Below are 25,688 nucleotides of genomic sequence, written 5' to 3' on the forward strand. Positions count from 1 at the left end.
CCTTTCTGAACTGGCCTGATTGATGCGTAGAGAACACCAATCCTCCCAGCTCAAGGGGCACTTTCCTCATTCCGACACCCCACGACCAACCAATTTATCGGTGGATCGAGGCTAAGGGCGTAGTGCATTACGTCGCCAACGTTGCACCCCTCGGGCGAGCAGCCCAATGGGACAACGTCGGCTGTCGGCCCACCTAAAGGCCCAAATCCGACTGACGAAAGTCCCTGAACTTGTCGGTCCGCCGCCAACCAGCAAATCGGGCACCTACGCTCATGCGCACCTGGCCAGTACTGTTGGCGCTAGTAGATGGCGCACGCCACGATCAAGGACCGATAACGACGATGGCTGTCTTTCCCGAGGACCGGCCTCAACCGGCTGCCGAGATCCTCCTCCAGCCGCATCCGGCAGGACCCCGATTGGGCCCTGCGTCGGCGCACGTTTGGCCCGGGGACCGCCGGTTCACCGCGACCCGCTGCGGGGTGGCCGGGTCCGGCAGTCCCGGTCGGTGTTGCTGATGCACCTCGACCACCTGCCGGTGCCTGCCGGGCGTACCCGCAACGGCTACGGCGCGGCGATCTTCGACATGGACGGGGTGATCACCGACACCGCAACCGTGCACGCGGCGGCGTGGAAGAAGCTGTTCGACACGGTCCTTCCCGCCATCGGGAGTGACCGCCAACCGCCCTTCGACGCGGATCGCGACTACCGCACCTACGTCGACGGGCGCACCCGCGAAGGCGGTGTAAGCGCATTGCTGGCCTCGCGCGGTCTCAAGGTGCCGGTCGGCAGCACCGATGATGGCCCGGAGCAACTGACCGTGTACGGACTCGGCGCACTCAAACAGCAGATCTTCGAGGACCTGCTTGCCCAGGCAGGGGTGTCGGTGTTTCCCGACGCGAGAAAACTGCTCGTCGAACTGCAGGCACGCAATGTGCCCGCCGCGCTGGTGACCTCCAGCCGCAACAGTCAGGCGGTTCTCGACGCGGGCGGGGTGACGCATTTCTTCTCGGTGCGTGTCGATGGCATCGACGCGATGCGGCTGTCGCTGCCCGGCAAACCCGACCCGGCGATGTTCATCGAGGCGGCCCGCCGGCTATCCGTGCCGCCGTGCGATGCGATCGTGTTCGAAGATGCCACCGCCGGTGTCAGCGCCGCCGCAGACGGAGGTTTTGGTCTGGTGGTGGGGGTCGACCGCACCGGAGCCGGATCAGCGCTGGCCGACGCGGGAGCGGACGTGGTGGTAACCGATCTCACCCAGATACCGCCGACCCGGCCCGGCCGAGGCCACACAAACCGGGCATGGTGCGGAGGCGCGACGGTCCCCACCCAGGCCGGGTGGCAGCTGGTCTACGACCACTTCGACCCAGCACAGGAAGGGACACGGGAGGCTCTGTGCACGCTCGGCAACGGCTATTGGGCTACCCGCGGCGCCGTTCCCGGCAGCACCGCCGACAACGTCCATTACCCCGGTACTTACCTCGCGGGGGTCTACAACCGGCTCACCACCGATCTGAAGGGAGCCACCGTCGAGACTGAACACCTCGTCAACGCCCCGGACTGGACGCATCTAACGGTACGGTTCGCGGGCGGGGGGCCGTTGCGTCCAGGATCGCCGGACATGGTCAGCCACGATCAGACACTCGACATCCACGCCGGCGTACTGACACGTACCAACCGCTACCGCGACGCGGCCGGCCGCACTGTGCGAATCACGTCACGACAGATACAGTCCCTGACCCATCCACACCTGGCCGCACTCGAAGTCATGCTCGAATCCGAAAACTGGTCCGGGGACATGATTGTCGAGTCCGGGATCAACGCCGCCGTCGCCAACCGCAATGTGCCCGCCGACCACGAGCTGGCCCACCACCATCTCATCCCCACAGCCACAACAGAAGTCGACCGCGAAACGGTGCTTGCCGACGTTGCGACAAGCCAGTCTCACATCAGCATCGCCACCGTCGCGCGCACCCGTGTCCGCGGCGTTGACGCAGTGATCAACCGCGAGCCTGTGCTTGCGCCCGCCTACGCAGGACACACCTTGACTGTGCGCCTCGAGCCGGGCACACACGTGGCGATAGAGAAAGTCGCGGCGGTGGCGACCTCTCGGGACCGGGCCATCTCGACCGCCGCCGCAGACGCATGCAACCGCATCGGCTGGGCTCCCGAATTCGGCGAACTGTTCGAGGTCCACGCGCAGGCGTGGGAGCAGATGTGGCAGCGATTCGGGATCGATATGGCCGCGAGCCCGCAGCAGTCACTGGCATTGAATCTGCACATTTTCCATGTGCTGCAAACCATTTCGGCCGCAGAACCAGACCTCGATGCCGGCCTGCCGGCCCGAGGCCTGCACGGCGAGGGCTACCGGGGCCACATCTTCTGGGACGAACTATTCGTCTATCCGATGCTGACCCTGCGCCAACCCGAACTGACCCGGTCCTTGTTGCTGTACCGCCATCGCCGCCTGGACGCCGCCCGCGCCGCGGCCCGCGCCGCAGGCCTGGCCGGGGCGATGTTCCCATGGCAGTCCGGCAGCGAGGGCCGCGAAGAAACACCCACACAGCTGCTCAATGTCCGCAACGGACAATGGGTACCGGACAACTCGCACCGTCAGCGTCACGTCGGGCTGGCCGTCGCCTACTGCGTGTGGCAGTACCATCAGGCCGCCGGCGATATCGGATTTCTCGCCGACTACGGGGCGGAGATCCTGGTCGAGGTGGCGCGGCTGTTTGCCAGCTTGGCGGCACACGACCCGGCCGATGACCGCTTCGACATCGTCGGGGTGATGGGACCCGACGAATATCACGACGGCTACCCCGACACACCCGGGCAGGGACTGCGCAACAACGCCTACACCAATGTCCTGGCCGCCTGGGTGCTTGCCCGCGCGCAGGAGACGGTGGCGCTGTTGGCACACCGTGACTGTGAGCAACTCTGGCGTCGCCTCCAGCTACAGCCCGAGGAGCCGGCCCATTGGCGCCGAGTCAGCAGCAGGCTGCGCGTTCCCTTCCACGACGGCGTCATCAGCCAGTTCGAAGGCTACGGCGAGCTGTCCGAATTCGACTGGGGTCGCTACCGCAGCCGCTACGGCAACATCGGACGCTTGGATCTGATCCTGCAAGCCGAGGGCGACACCACCAACCGCTACAAGCTCTCCAAGCAGGCCGATGTGCTGATGTTGTTCTACCTGTTTTCGGCCGAGGAACTGCGCGCCGTATTCGCCGAACTCGGCTACGAGCTGCCGCCGGAGCTGATCGTTCGCACGGTTCGCTACTACCTGGCCCGCACCAGCCACGGGTCCACGTTGAGCAGGCTGACCCACGGGTGGGTGTCGGCGCGCACCGACCGGCGACAATCGTGGTCGCTGTTCACCGAGGCGCTGCAGGCCGATCTGGCCGACACCCAAGGAGGCACCACCCGCGAAGGCGTCCACACCGGCGCCATGGCCGGCACCGCCGACATGGTGATCCGCTGCTATGGCGGCGTGGAGACCCGAGGCGATGTGCTCTGGCTACACCCGGTGTTGCCCGCCGAACTCACCGCGGCGTCGTTTCGGCTGCGCTACCGCGGTCAGCCGATCAGCGTCGATCTGACTCAGCAGCGGGCACGACTGCATCTGCCGCCGTGTTCGGCCGCCCCGGTCCAACTCTGCGTCGAGGGCATCGAAAAAACGCTGAACGCGGGCGACGTCTGGGAAGTGCCGTTATCGTCTGCGGCGTCGGAGCCCTCCCCCACTGAGCTGAAGATGTAGGCCATGGCCCACGGTGAGCGGTACCGACAGATCGCAGAAACCCTGGCGCGCCATGGTTTTGGATTCTTCATCGGCGTGACGGGTCTGCAACGATGGGTGCCGCTGCACCACGGACTGCTGGGTCATGAACGCCGCGAACAGCCGTATTCCAACCCCGACCACCTGAGGCTGGCTCTTGAGCAGCTCGGCCCCAGCTTCGTCAAGCTGGGCCAAATCCTGTCCACCCGCCCCGATCTGCTGCCCGAGCCCTACCGGCAGGAATTGGCCAAGCTGCAGGACTCGGCCCCACCGGTGCCTGCTCCGGTGATCGCCGAGCTTATCGAGCGTGAGCTTGCAGGTCCCCCGTCGCAGATCTTCGCGACCTTCGACCTGCAACCGTTGGCCAGCGCCTCACTGGGGCAGGCGCACGCCGCCACCCTGCACGACGGGACCGAAGTCGTGGTCAAGGTGCGCCGCCCGCATGTAGTCGAACAGGTCGAGCAGGATTTGGAGATTCTGCGCAATCTCGCGGCACGCGCGAGTCGGCGCTGGGAGGCCGCCGCCGACTACGACCTGGTGGGCATCGCCGAAGAGTTCGCCGATACCTTGCGGGCCGAGCTCGACTACCTGCACGAAGCCCGCAACGCCGAGCGATTCGCCGCCAACTTCGCCGCCAGCCCCACGATCCGGATCCCCCGAATCTATTGGGACACCACCACCTCGCGCGTGTTGACCATCGAGCGCATCAGGGGAATCAAGATCAATGACGTGCACGCGCTGGACGCCGCCGGTATAGATCGGCGAGTCTTGGCGGACAACGCGGCGCGGGCGGTCGCGAAAATGATCTTCGAGGACGGGTTCTTTCACGCCGATCCCCACCCGGGCAATCTCTTCGTCGAACCTGACGGCCGCATTGGCCTGATTGATTTCGGCATGGCGGGCGAGATCGATGAACGCCTTCGCGAGCAACTCGCCGCGCTGCTTGTCGCGCTGGCCGGGCAGAATCCTCGCCGCGTGGCTTCGGCTGTCGCCGAACTGAGTTCAACCAAGGGCACGATCAACGTGTCCGCACTTACCGCGGACCTGGCGCCCATCCTGCAGCGTTACACCGGACGGGCGCTGGGGAACATCCCGGTCGCAGCGTTGATCCACGATGTACTCGCAGTGGTCCGCCAGCACCACCTGAAACTGCAGCGCGAACTGGCGTTGCAGTTGAAGATGCTTGTCATGGCCGAAGGCCTAGGGGCAGAGCTCGATCCGGCATTTCAGCTGGCCGCGATCATCGGTCCCTACGCCCGTCGCCTTGTCGCCGGCCGGTATTCGCTGGACGCATTGGCCCGTCGATTCAGGCAAGCCGGCGTCGACGTGCTCGACGTTACCGCGGAACTCCCTGACCAGTTACGCCGGTTGCGGGACGTGCTCGATGCGGGTGGACCCGAAGTTCACCTTCGTGCAGCCGAGTTGGAGCCATTCGTCGGCAGACTCGAGGCGACCGGTCTCCGGTTAGGTGCCGCGCTGATAATCGCCGCTCTGGTGCGCTCTATCGGGGACGTCATGGCCGCCGATCCGCGCCACCGACGGTCCCAGGCCCTCTCTGTCTTGGGTGCCGGCCTGGGATCATTGGGCGCCTACCTCGCGTTGACGTCGCGCCCACGCCGAAGTTAGCGCTCGTGGCTGGCCGCGCATGCGGAAAGACCAAAAGTGTTCTGCCTTCGAGGAAAAGGATGTACTGACCGGTCCGCGTGCCGGCCCGATGACCGTTCACGCCTGCGTGCTGTGCGGATCGAGTTCATGTCGTTGCAGGATCCGGGGCGGGTTTATCTAGTGTTGTGTCCGCCCCAAGCAAGCCGCTCAGTATGTCGATCACCGTAGCGGTCAGCGCACCGAGGCGGTTCAGCGCTGGCTCCGTGCCGCTATTCGAATGCTGTTGTTGTGGGCCCGGATTGGCGTCGCACAATCGAGTACCGATTGCGCGCACGTCCAGCTCGAGAATCGAGGCGACTTCAGCGAGGTTGACTGGCCCGCTGTATTCCGGGTGAGCACACCAGGTGAGTACCGGGGTCACCAAGAACTTCGATTCCGGGTCGGTCATCGCGGGCAGGGCGCCGAGGAGGTGCACGCTGTGCGGGTTGAGCCCGATCTCCTCGGCCGCCTCGCGCAGGGCGGTGTCGATCGGGCCGGTGTCGCCCGAATCCTGGGCGCCGCCGGGAAACGTCAGTCGCCCCGGGTAGTCGCGCAGATCCGTGGCGCGTTCGGTGAGAAGCACCCGTGGCCCCGCCGGCCCACTGGTGAGCACTACCAATACTGCCGCCGGCCGCAGCGTGACGACCTGCCGGGGTTCTTGCGTGAGCTGCGGGTAACGCCGGGCCATTGCCGCGGCCAATGACTGCGCCCACGGCGGAATCACCGCCGGTGACGCTGAACCCGAATGCGATGCCCGGTCAGGCCCGGCCTGGGCGTCGATGCTGGTCCAGCCGATCAGTGCTGACCGCACGTGCATGGTTGTGAAACCGGCCGCGGCGTCCGCGGACGCGACCAGGCGGGTCTGCTGCCCCAGACCGGGGTGTCCAAACAGCGCGCGCGCCGGACGATGCACGGCATGGTTGTCGGGATCGGCCCAGTCCGCAGGGTTGTTGGCCACCGCGACCAGCGCCTGAGAAGAACCGACGAGGTGGGCGATCTGGCCGGTGAATGGGGTCAGACGTTCGCTCATCGCGGGAACCAGCACCAGGTTGGCACCGGCCTCCGTTAAGGCGTGTACTGCCTGCGGGTTGAGAAGATCGCGGCAGATGGCCACCACAATATGCCAGCCCGCGGCTGTGACGTACACCCGCAACTCTGGCCAACCCTGCGGTTGGATGTCTTCGAGGATCGGATGCTGTGCGGGAGAGTGTTTTTCGTGGATCAGCGGGTCTGGATGCCCGCGCACCCAGGCGGCCGCGGTGTTGCGCCGCCGGCGCGGTGAACCTTCGCTGTGGTGGTAGCTGCCCGCGACCAGTAGTCGAGGTCCGTCCGGGCGGCGCACCCACGCCTGCAGTCGTCGCGACAGCGACTCGGTGACACACAGCTCGGGGAGCACCACGATCGAGGCGCCGGCGTCGGCGGCGGCACCGATGAGCTCATCGAGGATGCGGCGTTGTTGACGTACATTTGTTGGCCGGACGGGGAACGCGGGTTGTGCCGGATCCGCAGGCAGCGTGAACTCCGTTAAGGCCGTGTTCGGGTGGCACGTGGCGATAATGGTGTCGATGGTGACTAGATCCGCCAAAGCGTCAAACAGGCTGTAGTCGAACACGATTCGAAATTGGGTGGCCCACCCGCCAGCCAGCCGAACTCGGCGGATTTCGTCTAGGCGGTTGGCCAACCGCCACGGCGGCGCGGTGGGCCGCATGTCCATCACAGCGCGAATGTCGGGCACTCCCAAGGGAATCGGGTCACCAACTGCTGGCTGATACGGACTGCGCCGTCGGAACGAGTCGGCAAGAAAATCCCCGTAGTGTTGGTCCACGAACCGCGCCAGCGCGTGGGCGATCATCACCGGCGCGACGCCCTCGACAGGAATCAGCGCCTCAGCCAGCGCACTGCGCATAGGCGTGTCTAGGGTTGACTCAGCTGGCCGGGACACGGCGATCGCCTCAATCGGACGAAGAATCGTGGTGAGAATCGCCCGTATCCGCGGATCGGTGACTTGGGCCCACAACACCTGGTGTTCGTCACGGCACAGATGCAGCAGGTGCGTCAGTGTGACCAAGGGGTCCGTCTGTTCGAGGATCCTCTCCCGCAGCCTTTCCAGCCGTTCGGCAGGCGACTGTAGCCGAGCCACGCACGGCGAGCACGGCCCCACGTTCGGATCAAATCCGGTGGGCATGTCGTCACCAACGATCTTGACGGGATGGATCATGGTGCGCCTCATGGCTGGATCGTGTGTGCCGCATGCGTGTGCTCACCCGGGCCAGGGCCAATCCGCGACTTTCGGGGATCAATGTGACGGTGTCCATCGATCCACTGCGTCATCGAGCGGAGTGCAGTCCAGCACCCGCTTGCGGCCCAGCAGACCCGGCAGCCTGGCCGCCTCCACAGTGACCTCGAGGATCCGGTTCGGCCGCCTCGACCGGGCCAGCCGGGCGCGCATGTCTATGAACACCGTGTGGTCTCCCTCGAGGTCCTGACTGTCGAGCACGAACAGAATCTGCTCATCGCCCGCGATGCTCTTCTGGGGTGCCTCGCTGCTCAGACGACTATCGCGCAGCGCTTACTGCCCGGGCGACATACCGCCAGGCGCCATTTCCCCGGGCGCCATAGCTCCAGGCGCCATACCCCCAGGCGCCATACCCCCGGGCATCATGCCTTGGTGCATGGGCAGGCCGCACCTGGCGCTCAGATCCCTGACCGGTTGACGGATGTTCTGGAACGTGGCCGCCACGTCTGGGTGGGTGTCGGTGTAGGCCTTGATCGCGGCCCGCCGCTCCTCGGGTGTGCCTTGGCTCCTGGCATCAATGAACACCTGCTGGACGTCTGGACGGGAGTCCAGATAGTCGGCCATCTGGGTCATCGCGGCGGCGTGTGCCCGCATCACCGCTGCCGGAGAACACGGATCTTGCGGTGGCTGCGCAGCCGCCGCACCCGCTGCTGCGAATGCCACGATTCCCACCGCCACGCCGGCTGCTGCCGCGCGAACCACACGCCGTGGAACCCGCCCGCCATGCATGCGCTTATTCACTGTCATCACTCCTTCCGAACGGCTGCTTCTGATGACCGCCCATGATTACCGCTGAACGCATCGCCTGAAGTCCGCGTTGACCCGGCGTCGGGCGCCGACACCCTCGTGGTGTCGGTTGCCCACGTAGTCGCTTCCCCTGAGGTCTAAGCCGGGGCCCAGCCGACACGGCTTCGCTCCGGGAAGATGCCCGGCGCGCAGTCTTGCGATAGTGCCGCCGCCCACGCAAACCGTCCACTGCAGCAGCGCCACGGGTGTTCGGAGGCTTATTTGATCGACGCTCAGGAATATCTCCCATCGGGCCCCTCTATGTCGGCGCCAAACCCCAACATTCCCTGCAGCCGTATGTCAGGGAACATCTGGATTCACGTCCACCATGCACGATCGTGATGCCGCTTTCGTAACCTATCTGGGATCTACGCAGTTGGTCCATACTTCGCGAAAGTCGACCGCGGCGAGCCGTACCGATCACCGCGGTCGCCGACGATGATGGAGGACCTCACTGCGGCGCAGGCCCGTGCTTACAATGCCTGGTTCCAAACGTGCTGGGGCGCTCATCGGTGGGCAGTGGAACTGGGTGCGGTTGATGATGCCCTCTCGGATATATCGCTGATCTCGTCGTGGTGGAAATCGGGTGCGGCACCGAACGTTCGCGCCATTTCGCGAGATCGGCCGGCCCGAAACGGTTTCGGGCTCCGCGTCGATCGCGTCGTGCCGCAAAGGCGCGGCAGACGACGACCTTGGCCTCCTTGTTCTCATGAGCGAGGGCATGATTGTCGCGAGTCCACCTCGAAGGGGACTCCCCTGTTGCTCGATGGCGTCAATCACATCGCCTGGATCTCGAAAAACGTCGCCCGACTGGGCTTCTACGCCGACGTGTTCGACGCCGAAGTCGGACCTACCCGACCCCACGGAGAGAATCCCGGCGAGACAATGACTGTGCTTCGGATCGGGCCCACACCTTGCTCAACATTGTGGCGATCGAGGGAAACACCGAACCCGACCGGCAATCGCCTTTGTGGGGCCGTGGCCGCATCGAGCACTTCGGCCTCCAGGCCGCCTCACCGGACGCTTTCGAAACGATTCGGCGGCGACTCATCGACCAAGGCGCCAGCGACGGCACCATTAACGACTTCGGCACGGTGCACAGCATATTTTTCCGCGACCCCGATGGACTCGAAGGCGAGGTCCTTGTTCCCAACGTCTAGCTTCCGCCCTGGCTGCATCATGGCCAGGCGTCCGCGAGCCAGGTCGGGCATGCGCGACCGGCGGTGCGGGCATCGATGTGGCCGGCGAGTCGGTCTCGGACGCCGAGCGGTGGCGCCGCGGCACCCCAACCAATCTCGATGTCACCCCTTGCCCTTTGCACGCCGAGCCAGGCCGGGTGCGGTGCGAGTCACCTGGCATTGACAGCTGGCTTGCTGTATGCCGCTGGGACGGCCGGATCGGACCCACAGCCGGTGCAGGATGAGCGCGATGAGCCCGGTGGCCGCCATGGACGCCAGGGGTGCGCCCCGAGTGAGGTTGACCGCGAGGGTGAAGCCGACCACGAGCGCTCCGGCGGCGTTCACGGCCAGCGTTGCGGGTTGTCGGGCGCGGTAGGACAAGCGAGTCATCGCGAGCATGCCAGCGAGAAAGCTGAGGAACACCGCTACGGCGTAGAAGAGAACCAGGCGTTGATCGTTGCCACCGGCGGCGGTGACCAGCGCCGCGGAGCCGACGACGAAGATCAGCACTCCCCAGTAGGGGGTGTAGTGGCTGTTGGTGCGGCCTAAGCCGGCAGGCAGGATCCCCAGCGACGGCTCTGCCGAGTCGTGTCCGGCCGCGAGCGCCTTGAGCAGGCCCGGCCCGGCTTGGAATGACGAACTCGCCGCCGACAACAGCAACAGCGTTGTGGCGAGCTGGAAGGCGGCGAACACTGGCCCGGGGGCGGCGATGCGGGCCAGTTCGGCGATCTGCGTGCTGTCCGGACCAGGGACACCTATGCGCAGGTGAACGGCTTGGGCGGTCAGCCCCAACGTGATTATCCCGACGATCGCCAGGGTGAGCCACAGCGTGATGCGCCCGAACCTGCGCCGGCCCGTGCCATCGAGTTGGTCCAGTTGGGCGATGGCCGATGCGGGCGCCTCGACCCCGGTTGCCAGCGCCATGGCCACCGGGAATGCCAACACCACCGCTGCCGCAGGCGAACTGGTAGCTGGGACGCTGGTTGCCTGCGGTTGTGGGTGGGCAGCGAGCCCATACACCAGTACCACAACGGCGAGCGCGAGGAAGGTGAGGGTCATCGTGGCGAACACCGCACGGCCGAGATGGCCGAACCAGGTCAGACCAGCCACCCCGACGATCAGTGCCAATGCCAGTGGGAGGCGCCATCCGCCGAGCGCGGGTAGGTACGCGATGATCGCTGAGGCGCCTGCGGCGGCGCTGATCGCGATGGTGAGGGTGAAATCCACCACCAGGGCTGCGATCGGCACGAAGGCCCACCGCTCCCCGAATGCGTCTCCCACGGCCGCTGCGGCACCACCACCTGCGGGGTAGCGCGCCACGATCTGGTGATAGTTGAGGGTCACCACCGCTATGACGGCGATGACCATAGTCATCGTGGGCAACAGCAGCCCGAGATCGCCGTCCAGCGCCCGCAACGCAGCCTCGATCGCATAGGCCACCGAGGACACCGGGTCTGCCATCACCGCAAAGGCGAACGCCACCAACAACAGCACCCGCTGGGGCTGCAGACCACTCTGTCGCGGTCGCATGACGAAAGCCAGCCTCCGACTTCCTCTTAATCAGAGGGTGAGCATCGCATCGAAACGGCCTGCGCGACTGCGGGAACCATCTGCCGGGTGACACTCGCAGTCACAACTACGGACGCGCCGGCGCGATGTCACCCCGCCCCGCCGCTCACGGTTTCGACGCCCGGGACCGCAGAAGGTCGGTGCGGGTGGCAGGCATGCCACTGTGACCGCGTGCATCGCATTTGACTGCCAGAATCTGGTTGACCCCGAGCCGGTTCGCCATGAACCCCAGCGCCGAGCCCGCCATGAACAGGCGCCAGACCCGTGCCCGGCCGGCGCTGCTCAGCGCGACCGCCTCCTCCCAGTTGCCTTCCAGATTCGCCACCCAGGCCCGCAGCGTCAGCGCGTAGTGTTCGCGAAGCGCCTCGACGTCGCGGATCTCGAAGCCGGCCCCTTCGAGCGCTTCGATCATCGTGGCCATCGGTTCGAGTTCCCCGTCGGGGAAAACGTAGCGATCGATGAAGGACGTTTTGGAGAAGCCCGCCCGTTTGCCTGGTCTCCGCGAGATCGCGTGGTTGAGCAACCGGCCCTGTGGGCGCAGCAGCGCGTAGAGTTGCGCGGCATATGTCGGCAGCAGCGCGACGCCGACATGCTCGGCCATGCCGATACTGGAGATCGCGTCGAACGGCCCGTCGTCGACGTCTCGGTAGTCCTGCACTCGGATCTGCACCCGCTCGGCGATGCCCTCGGCGACCATCCGTTTACTCGCATACCCCGCCTGCTGGTGCGACAACGTCACGCCCACGAGATGTACACCGTAGTTGCGCGCCGCGTGCAGGGCGAAGGTCCCCCATCCGCAGCCGACGTCGAGCACCCGCATGCCCGCAGTCAGGCCGAGCTTGCGCGCCACGAGATCGCACTTGGCGTACTGAGCCGCGGCCAGATCCTCGCCGGGTTGCGCCCAGTACCCGCACGAGTAGGTCATCGACTCACCCAGCACGAGCCGGTAGAAGTCGTTGCCGACGTCGTAATGGTGGCTGATCGCGGCAGCGTCGCGCCGCCTGTCGTGCCGGTGACCGCGCGCCAGTTTCACCTCCTCTGCCGGTGGCTTGGGTGGCGGACCGATAATCCCCAGCCGCAGCGCCGCTTTCGCCAGTGCCTTCTTCATCTCGGCGTCGGTACGCACACCGGGACCGCGGCTCGGGTCTGACATCTGCTCCAAAACATCCAGCCCGGCGAGCAGGTCTCCCTCGATGTCGATGTCGCCGGATACATAGGCTCGTGCGAAGCCGAGTTCGTTCGGAGCCCACAGCAGTCGCCGCAGACCCCGGCGGTTGACGAGGTTCAACTGCCATTGCGCGGACGCGGGTCCCGACCGGCTGCCGTCCCAGCATCTGATCTTGACCGGAACGTCCCGGCCCACGGCCGCGCGAACCAGTGGCGCCACCGTTTCAGCGATCGTCATGGGCAGAAACCTTCCGTGCAGAACCTGACACTTATCTGTCGGGGCTAATCAGTATTGGTTTAGCGGCGAGGTGCTGGTCTCACCGGCCGCGATGACGCAACTCCCCCACCGCCGGTTAGCGCCTGGCGGTGAGGAGATCGGCGGCCTTGGCGGCCAGGGCCGGCGTGCACACGATGTCGTAGCGCTCGGCGGCCAGGGTGGAGACGGACGTGAAGTCCCGGCGGCCGTGGGTGGCCCAATGTTCGACGAACCCGAAGATGGCGCCCCACACGGCGCCGATGAGCAGGCCGGCGAGCATGACGCCTAACCATGCGGCGCCGGCGGCGAACATTCCCAACAGCAGGCCGATGAACAAGCCCCACCATGCGCCGCCGGCCGCACCGGTGAGGGCGGCGCGTGCAGGGGTCATGCGGCCGGTGATGGCCTCCACGGTGCTCACGCCGTGGCCCACGATGCGTAGATTCTCCACGGGGAAATCCGCATCGGAGAGATAGTCGACGGTGCCCTGCGCCTGGGTGTAGTCGCGGTAGCTGGCTATTACCCGATACTCGGCGCTGGCAGCGGCTTGGCTGGCCGGGTCGTCGAAAGATTGATCGCGATGGCTGTCCATGGTTTCTCCTCCTTGGTGGTTGGGTTTGGGTTCGGATGCCGACGTTCCGGGCGGCTCGACCCGGCGGCGACAGTCGGGATCTGGCCTAAGAGGGCCAGGTCCAGCCGCTGATGGCGGGGTCGTCCTCGCCGTGGGCTCGGGTGTAGGCGCGGGCGCGCAGCCGCGCGTCAACCATCCGCTGGCGCAGCGCCGCCGCGGCGGCGCCCAGGCCCGGTACCCGGTCGATGACGTCGATGACCAGGTGGAAGCGGTCCAGGTCGTTGAGCATGACGAGGTCGAACGGAGTGGTCGTGGTTCCTTCCTCCTTATAGCCGCGGACGTGGATGTTGACGTGGTTGGCCCGCCGGTAAGTGAGCCGGTGGATCAGCCACGGGTAGCCGTGGTAGGCGAAGATGACCGGCCGGTCCGGGGTGAACAGTGCATCGAACTGGGCGTCGGGCAGCCCGTGCGGGTGTTCGGTATCGGGCTGCAGCCGCATCAGATCGACCACGTTGACGACCCGCACCCGCAGGGCGGGCAGGTGTTGTCGCAGCAGCGCCGCGGCCGCGAGCGTTTCCAGGGTCGGGACGTCGCCCGCGCAGGCCAGCACCACGTCCGGCAGCCCGTCGGCGCCGTCGCCGCCGTCGTTGCCGGCCCATTCCCAGATTCCCAGCCCGCGGGTGCAGTGCGCGACCGCCTCCTCGATGTCCAGATAGGACAGCGCCGGCTGCTTGCCGGCCACGATCAAGTTGATGTACTGGCGGCTGCGCAGACAGTGATCGGCCACCGACAGCAACGTGTTGGCGTCCGGCGGCAGATAGACCCGCACGATCGCCGCCTTCTTGTTCACCACATGGTCGATGAACCCGGGGTCCTGGTGGGAGAACCCGTTGTGGTCCTGGCGCCACACGTGCGAGGTCAGCAGGTAGTTCAGCGACGCGATCGGCGCCCGCCACGGTATGTCGTTGGTGACTTTGAGCCATTTCGCGTGTTGGTTGACCATCGAATCCACGATGTGGATGAACGCCTCGTAGCAGGAGAACAGGCCGTGCCGGCCGGTGAGTAGATAGCCCTCCAGCCAGCCCTGGCACAGGTGCTCGGAGAGCACCTCCATGACACGTCCCGCCCGCGCGAGGTGCTCATCGGTGGGCAGCGATTCGCCTTGCCACACCCGGTCGGTTTGCTCAAACACCGCGCCGAGCCGGTTGCTGGCGGTCTCGTCGGGGCCCATCAGCCGGAAATTGTGGGGGTTGTCCCGGATGACGTCACGCAGGAACGCCCCGAGCACCCGCGTCGCCTCGTGCAGCGCCGTGGCCGGCGCGGGGACCGCGACGGCGTAGTCGCCGAAGTCGGGCAGCCGCAGCGGCTTTAGCAGCTGCCCGCCGTTGGCGTGCGGGCTGGCGCTCATCCGCGCACACCCGGTCGGCGGCAGCGCCGCCAGCTCCGCGATCAGCGCGCCGGCCTCGTCGAACAATTCCTCGGGCCGGTAGCTGCGCAGCCACTCCTCGAGCTGGCGCAGATGCTCGGGATTGTCGGCCAGATTGGCCAGCGGCACCTGATGCGAGCGCCAGGTCCCCTCCGTGGGGAGGCCGTCGACCTCCTTCGGACCGGTCCATCCCTTGGGGGTCGCTAAGACGATCAGCGGCCAGCGCGGCCGCTGCGTGTCTCCATCTTCTCGAGCGGCTTGCTGAATCCTGGCGATCTCGGTGACCGCGTCGTCCATCGCCGCGGCGAGGTCCTGGTGAACCTGTGCCGGGTCGTGGCCTGACACCACATACGGCCGGTGTCCGTAGCCCTGCAGCAGGTCGATCAGCTCGTCGTCGGGGATGCGTGCCAGGACCGTCGGGTTGGCGATCTTGTAGCCGTTGAGGTGCAGGATCGGCAGGACGGCGCCATCGTGGACCGGGTCGAGGAACTTGTTGGACTGCCAACTCGCCGCCAGCGGCCCGGTCTCAGCCTCGCCGTCGCCGACGACGCAGGCCACCAGCAGGTCGGGGTTGTCGAACGCGGCACCGTAGGCGTGCGCCAACGCATAGCCCAGCTCGCCGCCCTCATGGATGGAGCCCGGGGTTTCCGGGGCGACGTGGCTGGGGATGCCGCCGGGGAAGGAGAACTGCCGGAACAGTCGGCGCAGGCCGTCGGCATCGCGGCTGATGCCGGGGTAGACCTCGCTGTAGGTGCCCTCCAGGTAGGCGTTGGCTACGAGTCCCGGGCCACCGTGGCCCGGACCGATCACATACATCGCGTTCAGCTCGCGCCCCCGGATGACCCGGTTGAGGTGGGCGTAGATCAGGTTGAGTCCGGGCGTGGTCCCCCAATGCCCGAGCAGCCGCGGCTTGACATGATCGAGCTGCAGAGGCTCCCGCAGCAGCGGATTATCCAGCAGATAGATCTGCCCGACCGACAAGAAATTGGCCGCCCGCCAGTACGCATCCAACAGACGCAGATCGTCGGGTGACAGCGGGCCGGATGCGCCTGGCCGGGCGGTGCTGAGGTCGGAAGTCGGGGTGGTGACGCTCATGAGTTGCTCCTTGAGTATTGGCGGTAGACACGAAACGGGTGTGACGCATCCGCGGTGTCGGCAATGGGTCAGCCTCGGCGCGCGTCCAGCCGCGCCGTCGCGGCTACTGAACGCCGACCGGTGATGGCTCTCCGGATGGCTTCACCGCGGCGGCATCGGGTTGTGGTGGTTGCGGTAGTCGCAGCCGTTTGAGCATCAGGGCGTTGACCGCGACGATCAGGCTGGACCCCGACATCGACAGGGCGGCGATCTCTGGGCGAAGCACCAGGCCCAGTGAGGGTTCGAAGACGCCGGCGCCGATGGGCAGGGCGATGACGTTGTAGCCGACCGCCCATCCCAGGTTTTGCCGCATCTTGCGCAGCGTGCCCCGCCCGATCCGCAGCGCGATGGGCACGTCGAGCGGATCCGAACGCATCAGAACCAGGTCGGCGGTTTCGATCGCCACATCGGTGCCGGCACCGATCGCGATGCCCAGATCCGCCTGCGCCAGCGCGGGGGCGTCGTTGACGCCATCACCGACCATCGCGACCTTCTTCCCTGAACGCTGCAGCTCGGCGATTTTGGTGGCCTTGTCGCCGGGCAGCACTTCGGCGATGACGGTGTCGATGCCCAGCTGCCCGGCGATGCGCTGGGCGGTGGCCTCGTTGTCACCGCTGAGCATGACCACCTCGACGCCCAATTCATGCAGCGCGGAGACAGCGTCTGCGGAGGTTTCTCGGGCGGCGTCGGCCAGGGCGATCACCCCGATCCCGCGCCCGTCGACGGCCACCAGCACCGCGGTCCGACCGGTCGAGGCCAGCTCGTCGCGCCGATCGATCACCGAACTGAGGTCGACGTTGTCGGTGGCCATGAGTTTGCGGTTGCCGACCGCGACGCGGCGGCCTGCCACGTCGGCGGTGGCGCCGTGCCCGGGCACGTTGCGGAACCCGTCCAGCGACAGCCGCGGCACCCCACGGTTGGCGGCGTAGCGCACGATCGCGCCGGCCAGCGGATGTTCGGATTCGCGTTCGACGGCCGCGACGAGGGCGAGCAGCTCGTCCTCGCCGATGCCGTCGGTGACCACGTCGGTGACTTCGGGTTCGCCCTTGGTCAGGGTGCCGGTCTTGTCCATCACCACGGTGTCGATGCGCGCCGAGGTTTCCAGCGCGGTGGCGTTCTTGAACAGCACTCCGCGTTTGGCGCCCAGTCCGGTGCCGACCATGATCGCGGTGGGAGTGGCCAAACCGAGCGCGTCGGGGCAGGTGATGACGACCACGGTGATCGCGAACAGGAGTGCCATCTGCACGCTTTCACCCGCCAGTAGCCACACCAGGAAGGTGCCGGTGCCGCCGATCAGCGCGACAAATACCAGCCAGAACGCGGCCCGGTCGGCCAGCCGCTGTCCGGGGGCCTTCGAATTCTGGGCCTCCTGCACCAAGGCCACGATCTGGGCGAGCACGGTGTCGGAGCCCACCTTGGTGGCACGCACCCGCAGGGTGCCGGTGGTGTTGATCGAGGCGCCGATCACGGCCGAGCCGGGCGATTTGGTTACGGGCAGGCTTTCCCCGGTGACCATGGACTCATCGATTTCGGAGTTGCCGTCCTCGACGGTGCCGTCGACCGGGATCTTTCCGCCCGGCCGGATCAGCAGCAGGTCTCCGACCACGACCTCGGCGGTGGGGATCTCGATCGGTTCGCCGTCGCGCACGACCACCGCCATTGGCGGCGCCAGCTCCAGCAGGGTGCGGATGGCGTCGTTGGCGCCGCCGCGGGCGCGCATCTCGAACCAGTGCCCGAGCAGCACGAACGCGGTCAGCACGGTGGCGGCCTCGTAGAACACCTCGCCGCCGCCGGTGACGGTGATGGCGAGGCTGTAAAGCCAGCCGGTGCCGACGGCCACCGCGACCAGCACCATCATGTCCAGGGTCCGCGCCCGCAGTGCCCGGTAGGCGCCGTCGAAGAAGATCCAGGCCGAGTAAAAGATCACCGGCAAGCTCAACAGCAACGTGAACACGTCGTCGCGCAGCCCGAACGGTGCCGGCACTGCGAATCCGAGGACGTCACGTCCGATCGGGGACCACAACAGGATCGGGATCGACAACACCGCGGCCACCAGGAAACGGTTGCGCATATCGCGCACCATGTCCTGCATCGACGCCCCCGCATGTCCGCCGTGCCCCATCGCCTCCTGCGGGGTTCGCACCGCCGCCGCCCCCGCCTGGGCTTCATGTCCGGTGTGGCCGTCGGCGACTGCCACCGCTTCGTCGTGGGCCTGCTCGGTGGGGTGGGCGTGTGCGGTGGGGTGGGCGTGTGCGGTGGGGGGTGGATCCGGTTCCTCCATCGGGTCGCACACGTGGTGGGGCACCGACTGCCCGGCGCAGTGGAAGCCGCAGTCGCGCACCCAATCGCGCAGCTGCGCCAGCGACGTCGCCCGCGGGTCGAACACGACCGTCGCGGTCTGCGCCACCGGGTTGGCATCCACCTGCAGGACGCCGGGGCGGCGGCCCAGCACCGCGGTGATCCGGCTTTGTTGCGACGCCCACTGCATTCCCCGCACGTCGAGCACGGCGGTGCTACGGTCTTTCGGCTGTTCGGTCATCGCAAAGCCCTTCATGTCATTGGGGATTCGGCAGCTGGGTGGAGGTGGCTCGGCTCGGCGCGCGGATCGCGACGATGGCGAGCCCGGCGGCGGCGACCGCCAGGACGGCGTTGACCCAGAAACCCATGGCGATGCCGGTCGTGAACGCGGTGGCGTCGACGGCCGATCGCGCGAGGTCTCCGGGCCAGTGGGCGGCCACCACCGCCCCCATCACCGCCACACCCAACGAGAGCCCCACCATCCGGGAGACGTTCAGCGTCGCGCTGGCGATGCCGGAGCGCTCGTCGGGCACCTGCTGCATCGCGGCGGTGGTGATCGGGGTCGTGGCCAGCCCGAGGCCCAGACCTTCGATGAGCAGCCCGGGCAGCAGCCGCCACATTCCCCACCCGGGATCGACGCCGGCCAGCAGCACCAACCCCGTCGCCGCCAGCACCATGCCCGCACCGATCAGGACGCGCGCGCCGACGTGCGACACCAGCCATCCGGCCAGCGGCGCGAGGACGGCGATCAACACCGTCATGGGCAACAAGACAAGGCCGGCACGCGTCGGGGAGAACCCGGTGACCAGTTGCAGGTACAGCGAAAGAAAGAAGAACACGCTGCACATGACGGCGAGGTTCAGCAACGCCAGCACATTGGCCGCCGCGACGTTCGGGATGCGAAACAGCGACAGATCCACCAACGGCGCCGCCGACCGCCGCTCCGCCACCACGAAGATCGCAGCGCTAGCCGCGGCGATCGCCAGCATCGCCCACAGCCGGATCGAGGTCCACCCAAGGCTGTTGGTTTGCGTCAGCGCGAGCACCAGCGCGAACAGGCCGATCGCGGACGCGATGAGACCAACCACATCCACCGGCGCACGCAGCGGCCGCCGAGCCGGCCGCGGCCTGGGCAGCGCGGCGTAGGCAAGAATCAACATCGCCACCCCGGTCGGGAGATTGAGGAAGAAGATCGACTGCCAGCCAAACGCGTCGGTCAGCAGCGCCCCCAACAGCGGGCCGACCGCCAGTGCCGCGGCACCGACGCCGGACCACACGCCCAAAGCGAAGCCGCGCCGCGCCCCGGAGAACGACGTGATGAGCAAAGTCAACGCGGACGGCGCGATCAGCGCCGCCGCAGCACCCTGGGCCGCGCGCATCCCGAGCAGCATCGCGCCCGTCGAGGAGAATCCGGCCAGCACCGAAACGACGGTGAAGGCCGCCACTCCTCCCAGGAATACCGGTCGTGCACCGAACCGGTCGGTCAGCAGGCCACCGGCCAGAGTGAGCACGGCGAAGGGCACCGTGTAGATGTTGATCACCCACTCCAGCCCCGACAGGCCCAGACCGAGCTCACGGCCTATCGACGGCAGCGCGATCGCCACGGCGGTGTCATCGAGCAGAACCAGAAACGATGCGACCGCCACCACTGAGAGCACCCACCACTGCCGACTCACCACAGCGGTGGGCCCTATCCCGTGGGTCGCTATGTTCATCGGATCCCCGTCTATCGCCTCGCCGGCCGGCGTGTGGTCTCTGGCAAGACTGCCAGCGGATCATCGGGTACCCAAGGGACTTTAGACCTAAGTACTAAATAACTTAGTAGAGATTTCGGCAGGCGGCGCGGGGAGACGATGGGAAACCTCAATAAGACCAAGTGGCCCAGCTCCGAGGATCGCCCGGATACGCGTGGCATCCCCCGCGTTCTCCCTTCAGTATCCACGTCCTACGTACGTAGATAGTAGCTTTCAGCGTTCGACTGTGCGCAATCGCGGATTCGGGACCCGCGTCACCGGCCGTACGAACAAGTGCCGCCAATACACGTGCGATCGCGGGATACCCGAACCTGTTGCCTCCGCGCGTCCGCCGCCGCGACGTCGGTGGCTAACGAGCCGATGCATACGTGGCCCGCTCATAGCATCTGGTGGCGTTGGAGTGATTTGAAGGAGAAGAAGCCGGCCGCCGCCGGGAGCCAGAAGGTTGCCAGCCGGTAGGCCAGGACGCCCGCGACGGCGGGTGCGCTGGCGACGCCGCCCGCGATGAGGCCGGCGACGAGAGCGGCTTCGACCACGCCGAGGCCCGCAGGCGTCGGGCTGGCGGCCCCGAGTGCCGAACCGCCAAGGAATACCGCGGCGACCAAGGCGGCCGGCGCGTGACCGCCAAATGCGTGCACCGCGAAGCCCAGCGCCGCAATATAGGCCACGTTGGTGCCTAGTTGCCCGCCGAAAACCAGAACTGCCCGTCGCGGGTGGCGGACGATGTCGGCCATCGAAGCGGCGGCTTTGCGCACGTCGGCCAGCCAGTCCCGGCGCCGGATCAACACCGCGATTGCCACGCCGAGCACCGTCATGACGGCGACGAATCCGATCAGCAGGCCCCAGCCGCTCGGCAGTGCCGAGGCGAGCAACACGCGCGACTGGCCGAGCCACAATCCGACGCCGAGCAATTCGAGGATGTGCAGGACCGCGCCCACGGTCACCGTCACAGCGACGGCGGCAACGGCAGTGGCGCGCGACAGCCCTGCTCGCTCCAGGTACCGCTCGTTGACGGCCGCCCCTCCCAGCCCGTAGGGCATCAACCGGTTCGCGAACGAGGTCGCCAGCTGCACATTCAGCGTGCGGCCAAACGCGAGTGGACGCGGACTGGCCCCCATCAGGACAAGGGCCGCCGCGACATACGTCGCAGCCGACATCGCGAATGTGCCTGCGAGCCATTGCCATTGCGCCTCGTCGAGGGCAGCGATCGTATGGCCTAGATGACCGACCTGGGGCAGCAGCACATACGTCGCGAAAATCGTCGCCGCGATCCACCCGAGCGTGCGCCAGCGGAACCGCAGCAGGACCTCGCGCTGCGCCAGTTCCGCGCCGGCGGCATCGGCGACGGCGGAGCGCAGCTCGTCGAGCAGGCCCGGGCGATGTCGGATTGCCTTGCGCGTCGCCGAAGCAAGTGCCAGTGGCTGCAGCAGCGGCGCCGCGCCGCGCAACGGATCGGGGCCGATGATCTGAAGTGCGGTTGCCACAGCGCGTTTCACGCCGACGTTCAGGCTCATCGAAACCAGCAGCTCGGCCACATCGGCGTCGAGCCGATGGTCGGAGGCGCCGGACTCGCCGAACCCGAAGTCGACGATCCACGGTTTTCCGTGCTCATCGATGAGCACGTTGGCAAGGCGAAGGTCGCGGTGCGCGATCCGGGCGGCCCGCAACAGCGGGACCTGGCACCACACGTCGCACAGCACCTCATCGGACACCGGCACGGACATCGAGCGAGCGAGGTTACGGCCCGGAATCCGCTCCTCGGCCAGCCAGGCGTCGCCGTTCTCGGCGACTCCGACCGAGACGATGATCGGGGTCCGCACACCTGCCTGCCGTGCGAGCAACGCGATGAAGGCTTCGTGTTCGGCCTGCTGTTTAGGTGTGGCGAACGGGGATTCGTCCTCGACGTTCCGGAAGACGATGTGGCGGAACAGTTTGAATAGCAGGTCTGCGTTGCGTTCGTGGTAGCCGATGACTTTCACGAACAGGTCGGTGCAGTCGCCGCAATTCTCGGTGGTGACGAGAAACGGTCGCGAGCCTCGCGCATCCAGGGAGACGGGTGCGACCCGGATCGGGCACAACCCGGCGGCGGCCAGGGCCCGCTTGATCGCGGGCGCCTCAGCACGGTGCACCGGGGCACCCCACAGCAGGTGCAGGCCGGCGGCGACCGTCCAGCCCAGCGCGGCGCCACCGAAGACGTCCAGAACGAAATGTGCCCCGGCGAAAACGCGCGCCACGGCGACCATGGCCGCGGCCGCCCATGCGACCCGGCGCCACGGACGTGGCAACCATGGTCCCGCCGCGGCGGCCATCGCGGCCGCAACCGCCGCGTGCCCCGAGACGAACCCCAACCCGCCCTGAAGAGTACGCAGCGTCATCTCATCGAGCAGGACGTCGGGCCGTGCCCGTCCGACCAACGTCTTCACCACACGCGCGAGGAGATAGGCGAGCACGCCCGCAGCGGCCAGGTCACGGGCAAGACCGATCCGCCGCGCGGCCAGCGCCGCCCCGGCCGCGACGCCGACCGCGCCGATCGAGCCCAACTGCATTACCGCCAGCAGGACGGGCGACACCCACGAGGGCAGGTCGTTGATCAACCGGAACACGTCCACCTCAAGGCGAGGCACGTGCACGTCGGTGGAGCGCGCCACCAACGCTGAAATCACCAGTGCCACAACGCCGAGTACAACCCGGACGGAATCACCCGCATGCCGCTGGATGACGGTGGCATACGGTGGCTCGCCGCCCGCGATCATTGCGGGCGACGCCGAGTCCTGTGTTGCCTCCGACGTCATCGCCTGAACGGTCCCAGGGGCATCTGCGTGCGGACTAGGGGATTTCGGCTCCGGTGACAAGGACGATGTGCCCCCTTTGGATTCTCACTCCGCCCGGCCTACCCGATCCGCGCGGCACCGGACACCGACAAGGAGATTCAGCAGGGCACCCACGGCGAGACCGGCCGCGGCCCCGCCGATCACATCGAGCGGCGAATGCGCCCCCAGGTAGATGCGCACCGCGGCCGCCACCACCGCGATGACGAGGATGACGGCCCGCCAACGACGGCTCAGATATGGACTCAGTAACGCCACCATGCCGAAGAGGATGACGGCGTGGCCCGAAGGGAACGACAACCCCGCGGCGGGCGCGTCACGCAGGACCGCCCCAGGTATGGATGCCCCGGGCCGCTCGCGGTTCACGAGAGCTTTCAGGATGCCCCGCTCGACGATCAGCTTCGCCGGAACCAGCAGCACCAGGGCGGTGGCGAGCCGAAACTTTCGTGCGCCCAACGCGACAACCGCGACGACGACCGGTGCGCCGAGCACGCCCGTCAGCTGAGATACCCAGAGTGGCCGATACAGCATGTCGGGCAGCGAGTTGATGCGAGTAAACACCTCGCGGTCGACGCGGCCCGCCACTGAAGAACCGGAAAGCCAGACCGACACCGCGGTCAGCGCGAGGCCACCGGCAACAAGCCAGAGGTCGGCGGTCCGCCGATGCGCGGGCTCGCCCACCGATGTCGTCGTCTCCGAACTACTAACTGAAATAGTATGTTGCCGGCCGGGCCGACGGTCAACACCGGCACTAGCCTAAGAATAGGATCTAGGTCCCCGCTCGATCTGGTGCATCCGCCTACGCGCTGGGCTGCACGGTCGAGCGGGAGACCGGCGGTGAGCCGTCGCGAGCACCCAATCTCCACGCTCGTCATCGACACACCCCCGCGCCCGCGGGCGCCCCGGTCAGGTCGCGTCACCCAGCTCGATCGGAACACCCACGAGCGAACCGTATTCGGTCCAACTTCCGTCATAGTTCTTCACGTCGGAGTGACCGAGCAGCTCCCGCAACACGAACCAGGTATGCGAGGACCGTTCACCGATGCGGCAGTAGGCGATCGTCGGCTTGGATCCATCCAGCCCCACGTGGGTATAGATGGCCGTCAGGTCGTCGTCGGACTTGAAGGTGCCGTCCTCGTTGGCGGCCCTGCTCCACGGCACGTTCATCGCGGTGGGGATGTGGCCGGCGCGCTGCGCCTGTTCCTGCGGCAGATGGGCGGGGGCGAGGATCTTGCCGGAGAACTCATCCGGCGAGCGGACGTCGACCAGGTTCTTGTTGCCGATCGCGGCGAGGACCTCGTCGCGGAACGCACGGATTGTGTTGTCGGGCGCCTTGGCCTTGTATTCGGTGATCGGGAGGTTCACCGTCTCGGTGGTCAGCGGGCGGCCATCGAGTTCCCACTTCTTGCGGCCGCCGTCGAGCAGCTTGACCTTGTCGTGGCCGTACAGCTTGAAATACCAGTACGCATACGCGGCGAACCAATTGTTGTTGCCGCCGTAGAGGATCACGGTGTCGTCATTGGAGATGCCGCGATCGGACAGCAGCTCGGAGAACTGGTCCTGGTTGATGAAGTCGCGGCGCACGGGATCCTGCAGGTCGGCCTTCCAGTCGAGCTTGACCGCGCCTTCGATATGACCGCCGTCGTATGCCGTGGTGTCCTCGTCGACCTCGACGAACACGATGTTTGGATTGTCGAGGTTCAGCTCGGCCCACTCGGCGGTGACCAGAACGTCCTTGCGGCTCACTGCGGTGACTCCTCACATCTGGTTGGAATGGCTCTTGCCCGTCACACCATCTACGTACGTCACTAGTAGATATGCTACTGGCGTGATTGGGCCGGACGGTTTCCGGCCAGGCACGCACCCGTCCCAAGACCCGCCTTCGGCGATAAACCTGCTCCTCGCGCCACCGCACCCAGCTGCGGTATCTGGGCGGTGTTCCACGAGCGTTCTGATCTGGTCGGTCATCGCCGGCGATGGGCCACCAAAGCGGGTGCCTAGTCGGGTTTGAGACTTCATAATGCAAGAACCGCAACGTGATTGAACACTCGTTCGACACCGTCAAGATCTGGCGAGGCGGGCGCCGCGCTACGACAGATTCGCCATCATCCACCCATGCGGCCCGTTCGAGACCGGCCACCCTATCGACCCCTGCGCTGTTTTCAACGCTGTTCGGCGTTGGAGCGGGCCACAACGGATGGTCTAGCTTTGCTACGGTCGTGCGTGATCACGCAATACTGCCAGTCGATCACGGAACTCCGATTCACTGATCTCTCCGCGCGCGAACCGGGCGGCCAGAGCCTGCTCTGGCGACGGCGCATCGGGCGGAAGCGGCGGACGATTCCGCTGATTGCCGATGGCGTATCGGATCAGCGCGACGATTCCGACGATGAGCAGGGCCCAAAACAGCACCATCCCCACGCCCATTCCCGCATAACCCCACCAACCCATATCAGGGCCATACCAAAACATCATGGCGCCTCCTCCAACTCGCTGTTGTACCGCATGACTGAAGGACAGTCTGGTCGCTGAGCCCGCATGTACCGCAGGGTCATTAGCACTACGTTGAAAGGACCTTCGCCACTCCTACGGTCGCGGCTGCCGAAGGTGACACCGGATCAGGTCTGTCGTGGGTGGCCAGGATCGGCAGCATCCCCCCACACAGCACGCGGCCCGGGGCATCGTCGCGGTGATCGCCGGTCTGACTGCTGCGACGACCATGGCATCATGTTTCGTCTGATGATGTGTCGTAAGCGATAAGCGCGGGGATACGCAGTGCCACAATAGGTGTGACGGTTGACATGGGCCTGTACCTCGTTGTCGGTATTCTGATCTCTGCGGGGAAATTAGGACCAGACATGTCGTGTTTCAGTTGACTGCCGCGTGGTGATGCGTTTCGCGTCTGTGACGGCATGCCGCCGTATTGCTCGGTTTATCAACGTATCTGGGAGTCCGTCTTTGTCGCGGGCACGGATAACGCAATACGTACGACCGCCAAGGCATGCAGGAATA

Annotated in this window: 16 protein-coding genes; 3 read left to right on the forward strand and 13 right to left on the reverse strand. The window is 66.6% G+C overall.

Going from position 1 to position 25,688, the window contains the following annotated elements:
* The first annotated feature begins 514 nt into the window (after positions 1-514).
* Together MCHLDSM_RS18245 and MCHLDSM_RS18250 are read left to right on the forward strand one after the other, a co-directional pair.
* Positions 515-3,751, forward strand: coding sequence for a beta-phosphoglucomutase family hydrolase (locus tag MCHLDSM_RS18245; protein ID WP_053083026.1), 3,237 nt, complete (start codon positions 515-517; stop codon positions 3,749-3,751).
* Between the two features lie 3 nt (positions 3,752-3,754).
* Positions 3,755-5,395 (forward strand): ABC1 kinase family protein, encoded by a 1,641-nt coding sequence (locus MCHLDSM_RS18250; protein WP_048471398.1) that lies wholly within the window; start codon positions 3,755-3,757, stop codon positions 5,393-5,395.
* A gap of 124 nt (positions 5,396-5,519) precedes the next feature.
* Here MCHLDSM_RS18250 and MCHLDSM_RS18255 read toward each other — a convergent pair whose 3' ends face one another.
* The 3 genes from MCHLDSM_RS18255 to MCHLDSM_RS18265 form a co-directional block, all read right to left on the reverse strand.
* Complete coding sequence (locus tag MCHLDSM_RS18255; protein ID WP_234714101.1) at positions 5,520-7,643, reverse strand: NUDIX domain-containing protein; 2,124 nt, start codon at positions 7,641-7,643, stop codon at positions 5,520-5,522.
* A gap of 66 nt (positions 7,644-7,709) precedes the next feature.
* Entirely contained in the window at positions 7,710-7,910 is a 201-nt protein-coding gene (locus MCHLDSM_RS18260; protein WP_041789281.1) for a hypothetical protein, read from the reverse strand.
* A 72-nt stretch (positions 7,911-7,982) separates the two neighbouring features.
* Positions 7,983-8,372, reverse strand: a complete 390-nt coding sequence (locus MCHLDSM_RS18265; RefSeq protein WP_234714102.1) for a hemophore-related protein — start codon at positions 8,370-8,372, stop codon at positions 7,983-7,985.
* 1,049 nt (positions 8,373-9,421) lie between these two features.
* Here MCHLDSM_RS18265 and MCHLDSM_RS39510 point away from each other — a divergent pair.
* Positions 9,422-9,655: a VOC family protein gene (locus MCHLDSM_RS39510; RefSeq protein ID WP_234714103.1), complete on the forward strand. Its 234-nt coding sequence runs from the start codon at positions 9,422-9,424 to the stop codon at positions 9,653-9,655.
* A gap of 141 nt (positions 9,656-9,796) precedes the next feature.
* Here the strand turns inward: MCHLDSM_RS39510 and MCHLDSM_RS18275 are convergent, their stop codons facing one another.
* The 10 genes from MCHLDSM_RS18275 to MCHLDSM_RS18320 form a co-directional block, all read right to left on the reverse strand.
* A complete protein-coding gene (locus tag MCHLDSM_RS18275; RefSeq protein ID WP_013470214.1) occupies positions 9,797-11,203 on the reverse strand; it encodes an APC family permease in 1,407 nt (468 codons plus the stop codon).
* Positions 11,204-11,348: 145 nt separating this feature from the next.
* A complete protein-coding gene (locus tag MCHLDSM_RS18280) occupies positions 11,349-12,647 on the reverse strand; it encodes a class I SAM-dependent methyltransferase (protein ID WP_013470213.1) in 1,299 nt (432 codons plus the stop codon).
* A 115-nt stretch (positions 12,648-12,762) separates the two neighbouring features.
* Complete coding sequence (locus MCHLDSM_RS18285) at positions 12,763-13,257, reverse strand: YflT domain-containing protein (protein ID WP_013470212.1); 495 nt, start codon at positions 13,255-13,257, stop codon at positions 12,763-12,765.
* Between the two features lie 85 nt (positions 13,258-13,342).
* Positions 13,343-15,757 (reverse strand): phosphoketolase family protein, encoded by a 2,415-nt coding sequence (locus MCHLDSM_RS18290; RefSeq protein WP_013470211.1) that lies wholly within the window; start codon positions 15,755-15,757, stop codon positions 13,343-13,345.
* A gap of 103 nt (positions 15,758-15,860) precedes the next feature.
* Positions 15,861-18,335 (reverse strand): heavy metal translocating P-type ATPase, encoded by a 2,475-nt coding sequence (locus MCHLDSM_RS18295; protein WP_013470210.1) that lies wholly within the window; start codon positions 18,333-18,335, stop codon positions 15,861-15,863.
* Between the two features lie 16 nt (positions 18,336-18,351).
* Positions 18,352-19,809, reverse strand: a complete 1,458-nt coding sequence (locus tag MCHLDSM_RS18300) for an MFS transporter (protein ID WP_048471399.1) — start codon at positions 19,807-19,809, stop codon at positions 18,352-18,354.
* A gap of 416 nt (positions 19,810-20,225) precedes the next feature.
* Positions 20,226-22,640 carry a lysylphosphatidylglycerol synthase domain-containing protein gene (locus MCHLDSM_RS18305; RefSeq protein WP_013470206.1) on the reverse strand — a complete coding sequence of 805 codons (2,415 nt, stop codon included), beginning with the start codon at positions 22,638-22,640 and terminating at the stop codon, positions 20,226-20,228.
* Positions 22,641-22,724: 84 nt separating this feature from the next.
* On the reverse strand, positions 22,725-23,357 hold the full coding sequence (locus MCHLDSM_RS18310) for a phosphatase PAP2 family protein (protein WP_013470205.1): 633 nt from the start codon (positions 23,355-23,357) through the stop codon (positions 22,725-22,727).
* Positions 23,358-23,582: 225 nt separating this feature from the next.
* Positions 23,583-24,422 carry a sulfurtransferase gene (locus MCHLDSM_RS18315; protein WP_013470204.1) on the reverse strand — a complete coding sequence of 280 codons (840 nt, stop codon included), beginning with the start codon at positions 24,420-24,422 and terminating at the stop codon, positions 23,583-23,585.
* 465 nt (positions 24,423-24,887) lie between these two features.
* Positions 24,888-25,151: an SHOCT domain-containing protein gene (locus MCHLDSM_RS18320; RefSeq protein ID WP_041789276.1), complete on the reverse strand. Its 264-nt coding sequence runs from the start codon at positions 25,149-25,151 to the stop codon at positions 24,888-24,890.
* Positions 25,152-25,688 lie beyond the last annotated feature (537 nt).

The organism is Mycolicibacterium chlorophenolicum (genome assembly GCF_001044235.1).
In the GTDB taxonomy this organism is placed as follows: domain Bacteria; phylum Actinomycetota; class Actinomycetes; order Mycobacteriales; family Mycobacteriaceae; genus Mycobacterium; species Mycobacterium chlorophenolicum.

What these genes read in the sequence shown, in the direction of transcription:
- MCHLDSM_RS18245 (WP_053083026.1), top strand. Translation starts at nt 515, where the DNA reads ATGCACCTCGACCACCTGCCGGTGCCTGCCGGGCGTACCCGCAACGGC.
- MCHLDSM_RS18250 (WP_048471398.1), top strand. Translation starts at nt 3,755, where the DNA reads ATGGCCCACGGTGAGCGGTACCGACAGATCGCAGAAACCCTGGCGCGC.
- MCHLDSM_RS18255 (WP_234714101.1), bottom strand. Translation starts at nt 7,643, where the DNA reads ATGAGGCGCACCATGATCCATCCCGTCAAGATCGTTGGTGACGACATG.
- MCHLDSM_RS18275 (WP_013470214.1), bottom strand. Translation starts at nt 11,203, where the DNA reads ATGCGACCGCGACAGAGTGGTCTGCAGCCCCAGCGGGTGCTGTTGTTG.
- MCHLDSM_RS18280 (WP_013470213.1), bottom strand. Translation starts at nt 12,647, where the DNA reads ATGACGATCGCTGAAACGGTGGCGCCACTGGTTCGCGCGGCCGTGGGC.
- MCHLDSM_RS18285 (WP_013470212.1), bottom strand. Translation starts at nt 13,257, where the DNA reads ATGGACAGCCATCGCGATCAATCTTTCGACGACCCGGCCAGCCAAGCC.
- MCHLDSM_RS18290 (WP_013470211.1), bottom strand. Translation starts at nt 15,757, where the DNA reads ATGAGCGTCACCACCCCGACTTCCGACCTCAGCACCGCCCGGCCAGGC.
- MCHLDSM_RS18295 (WP_013470210.1), bottom strand. Translation starts at nt 18,335, where the DNA reads ATGACCGAACAGCCGAAAGACCGTAGCACCGCCGTGCTCGACGTGCGG.
- MCHLDSM_RS18300 (WP_048471399.1), bottom strand. Translation starts at nt 19,809, where the DNA reads ATGAACATAGCGACCCACGGGATAGGGCCCACCGCTGTGGTGAGTCGG.
- MCHLDSM_RS18305 (WP_013470206.1), bottom strand. Translation starts at nt 22,640, where the DNA reads ATGACGTCGGAGGCAACACAGGACTCGGCGTCGCCCGCAATGATCGCG.
- MCHLDSM_RS18320 (WP_041789276.1), bottom strand. Translation starts at nt 25,151, where the DNA reads ATGATGTTTTGGTATGGCCCTGATATGGGTTGGTGGGGTTATGCGGGA.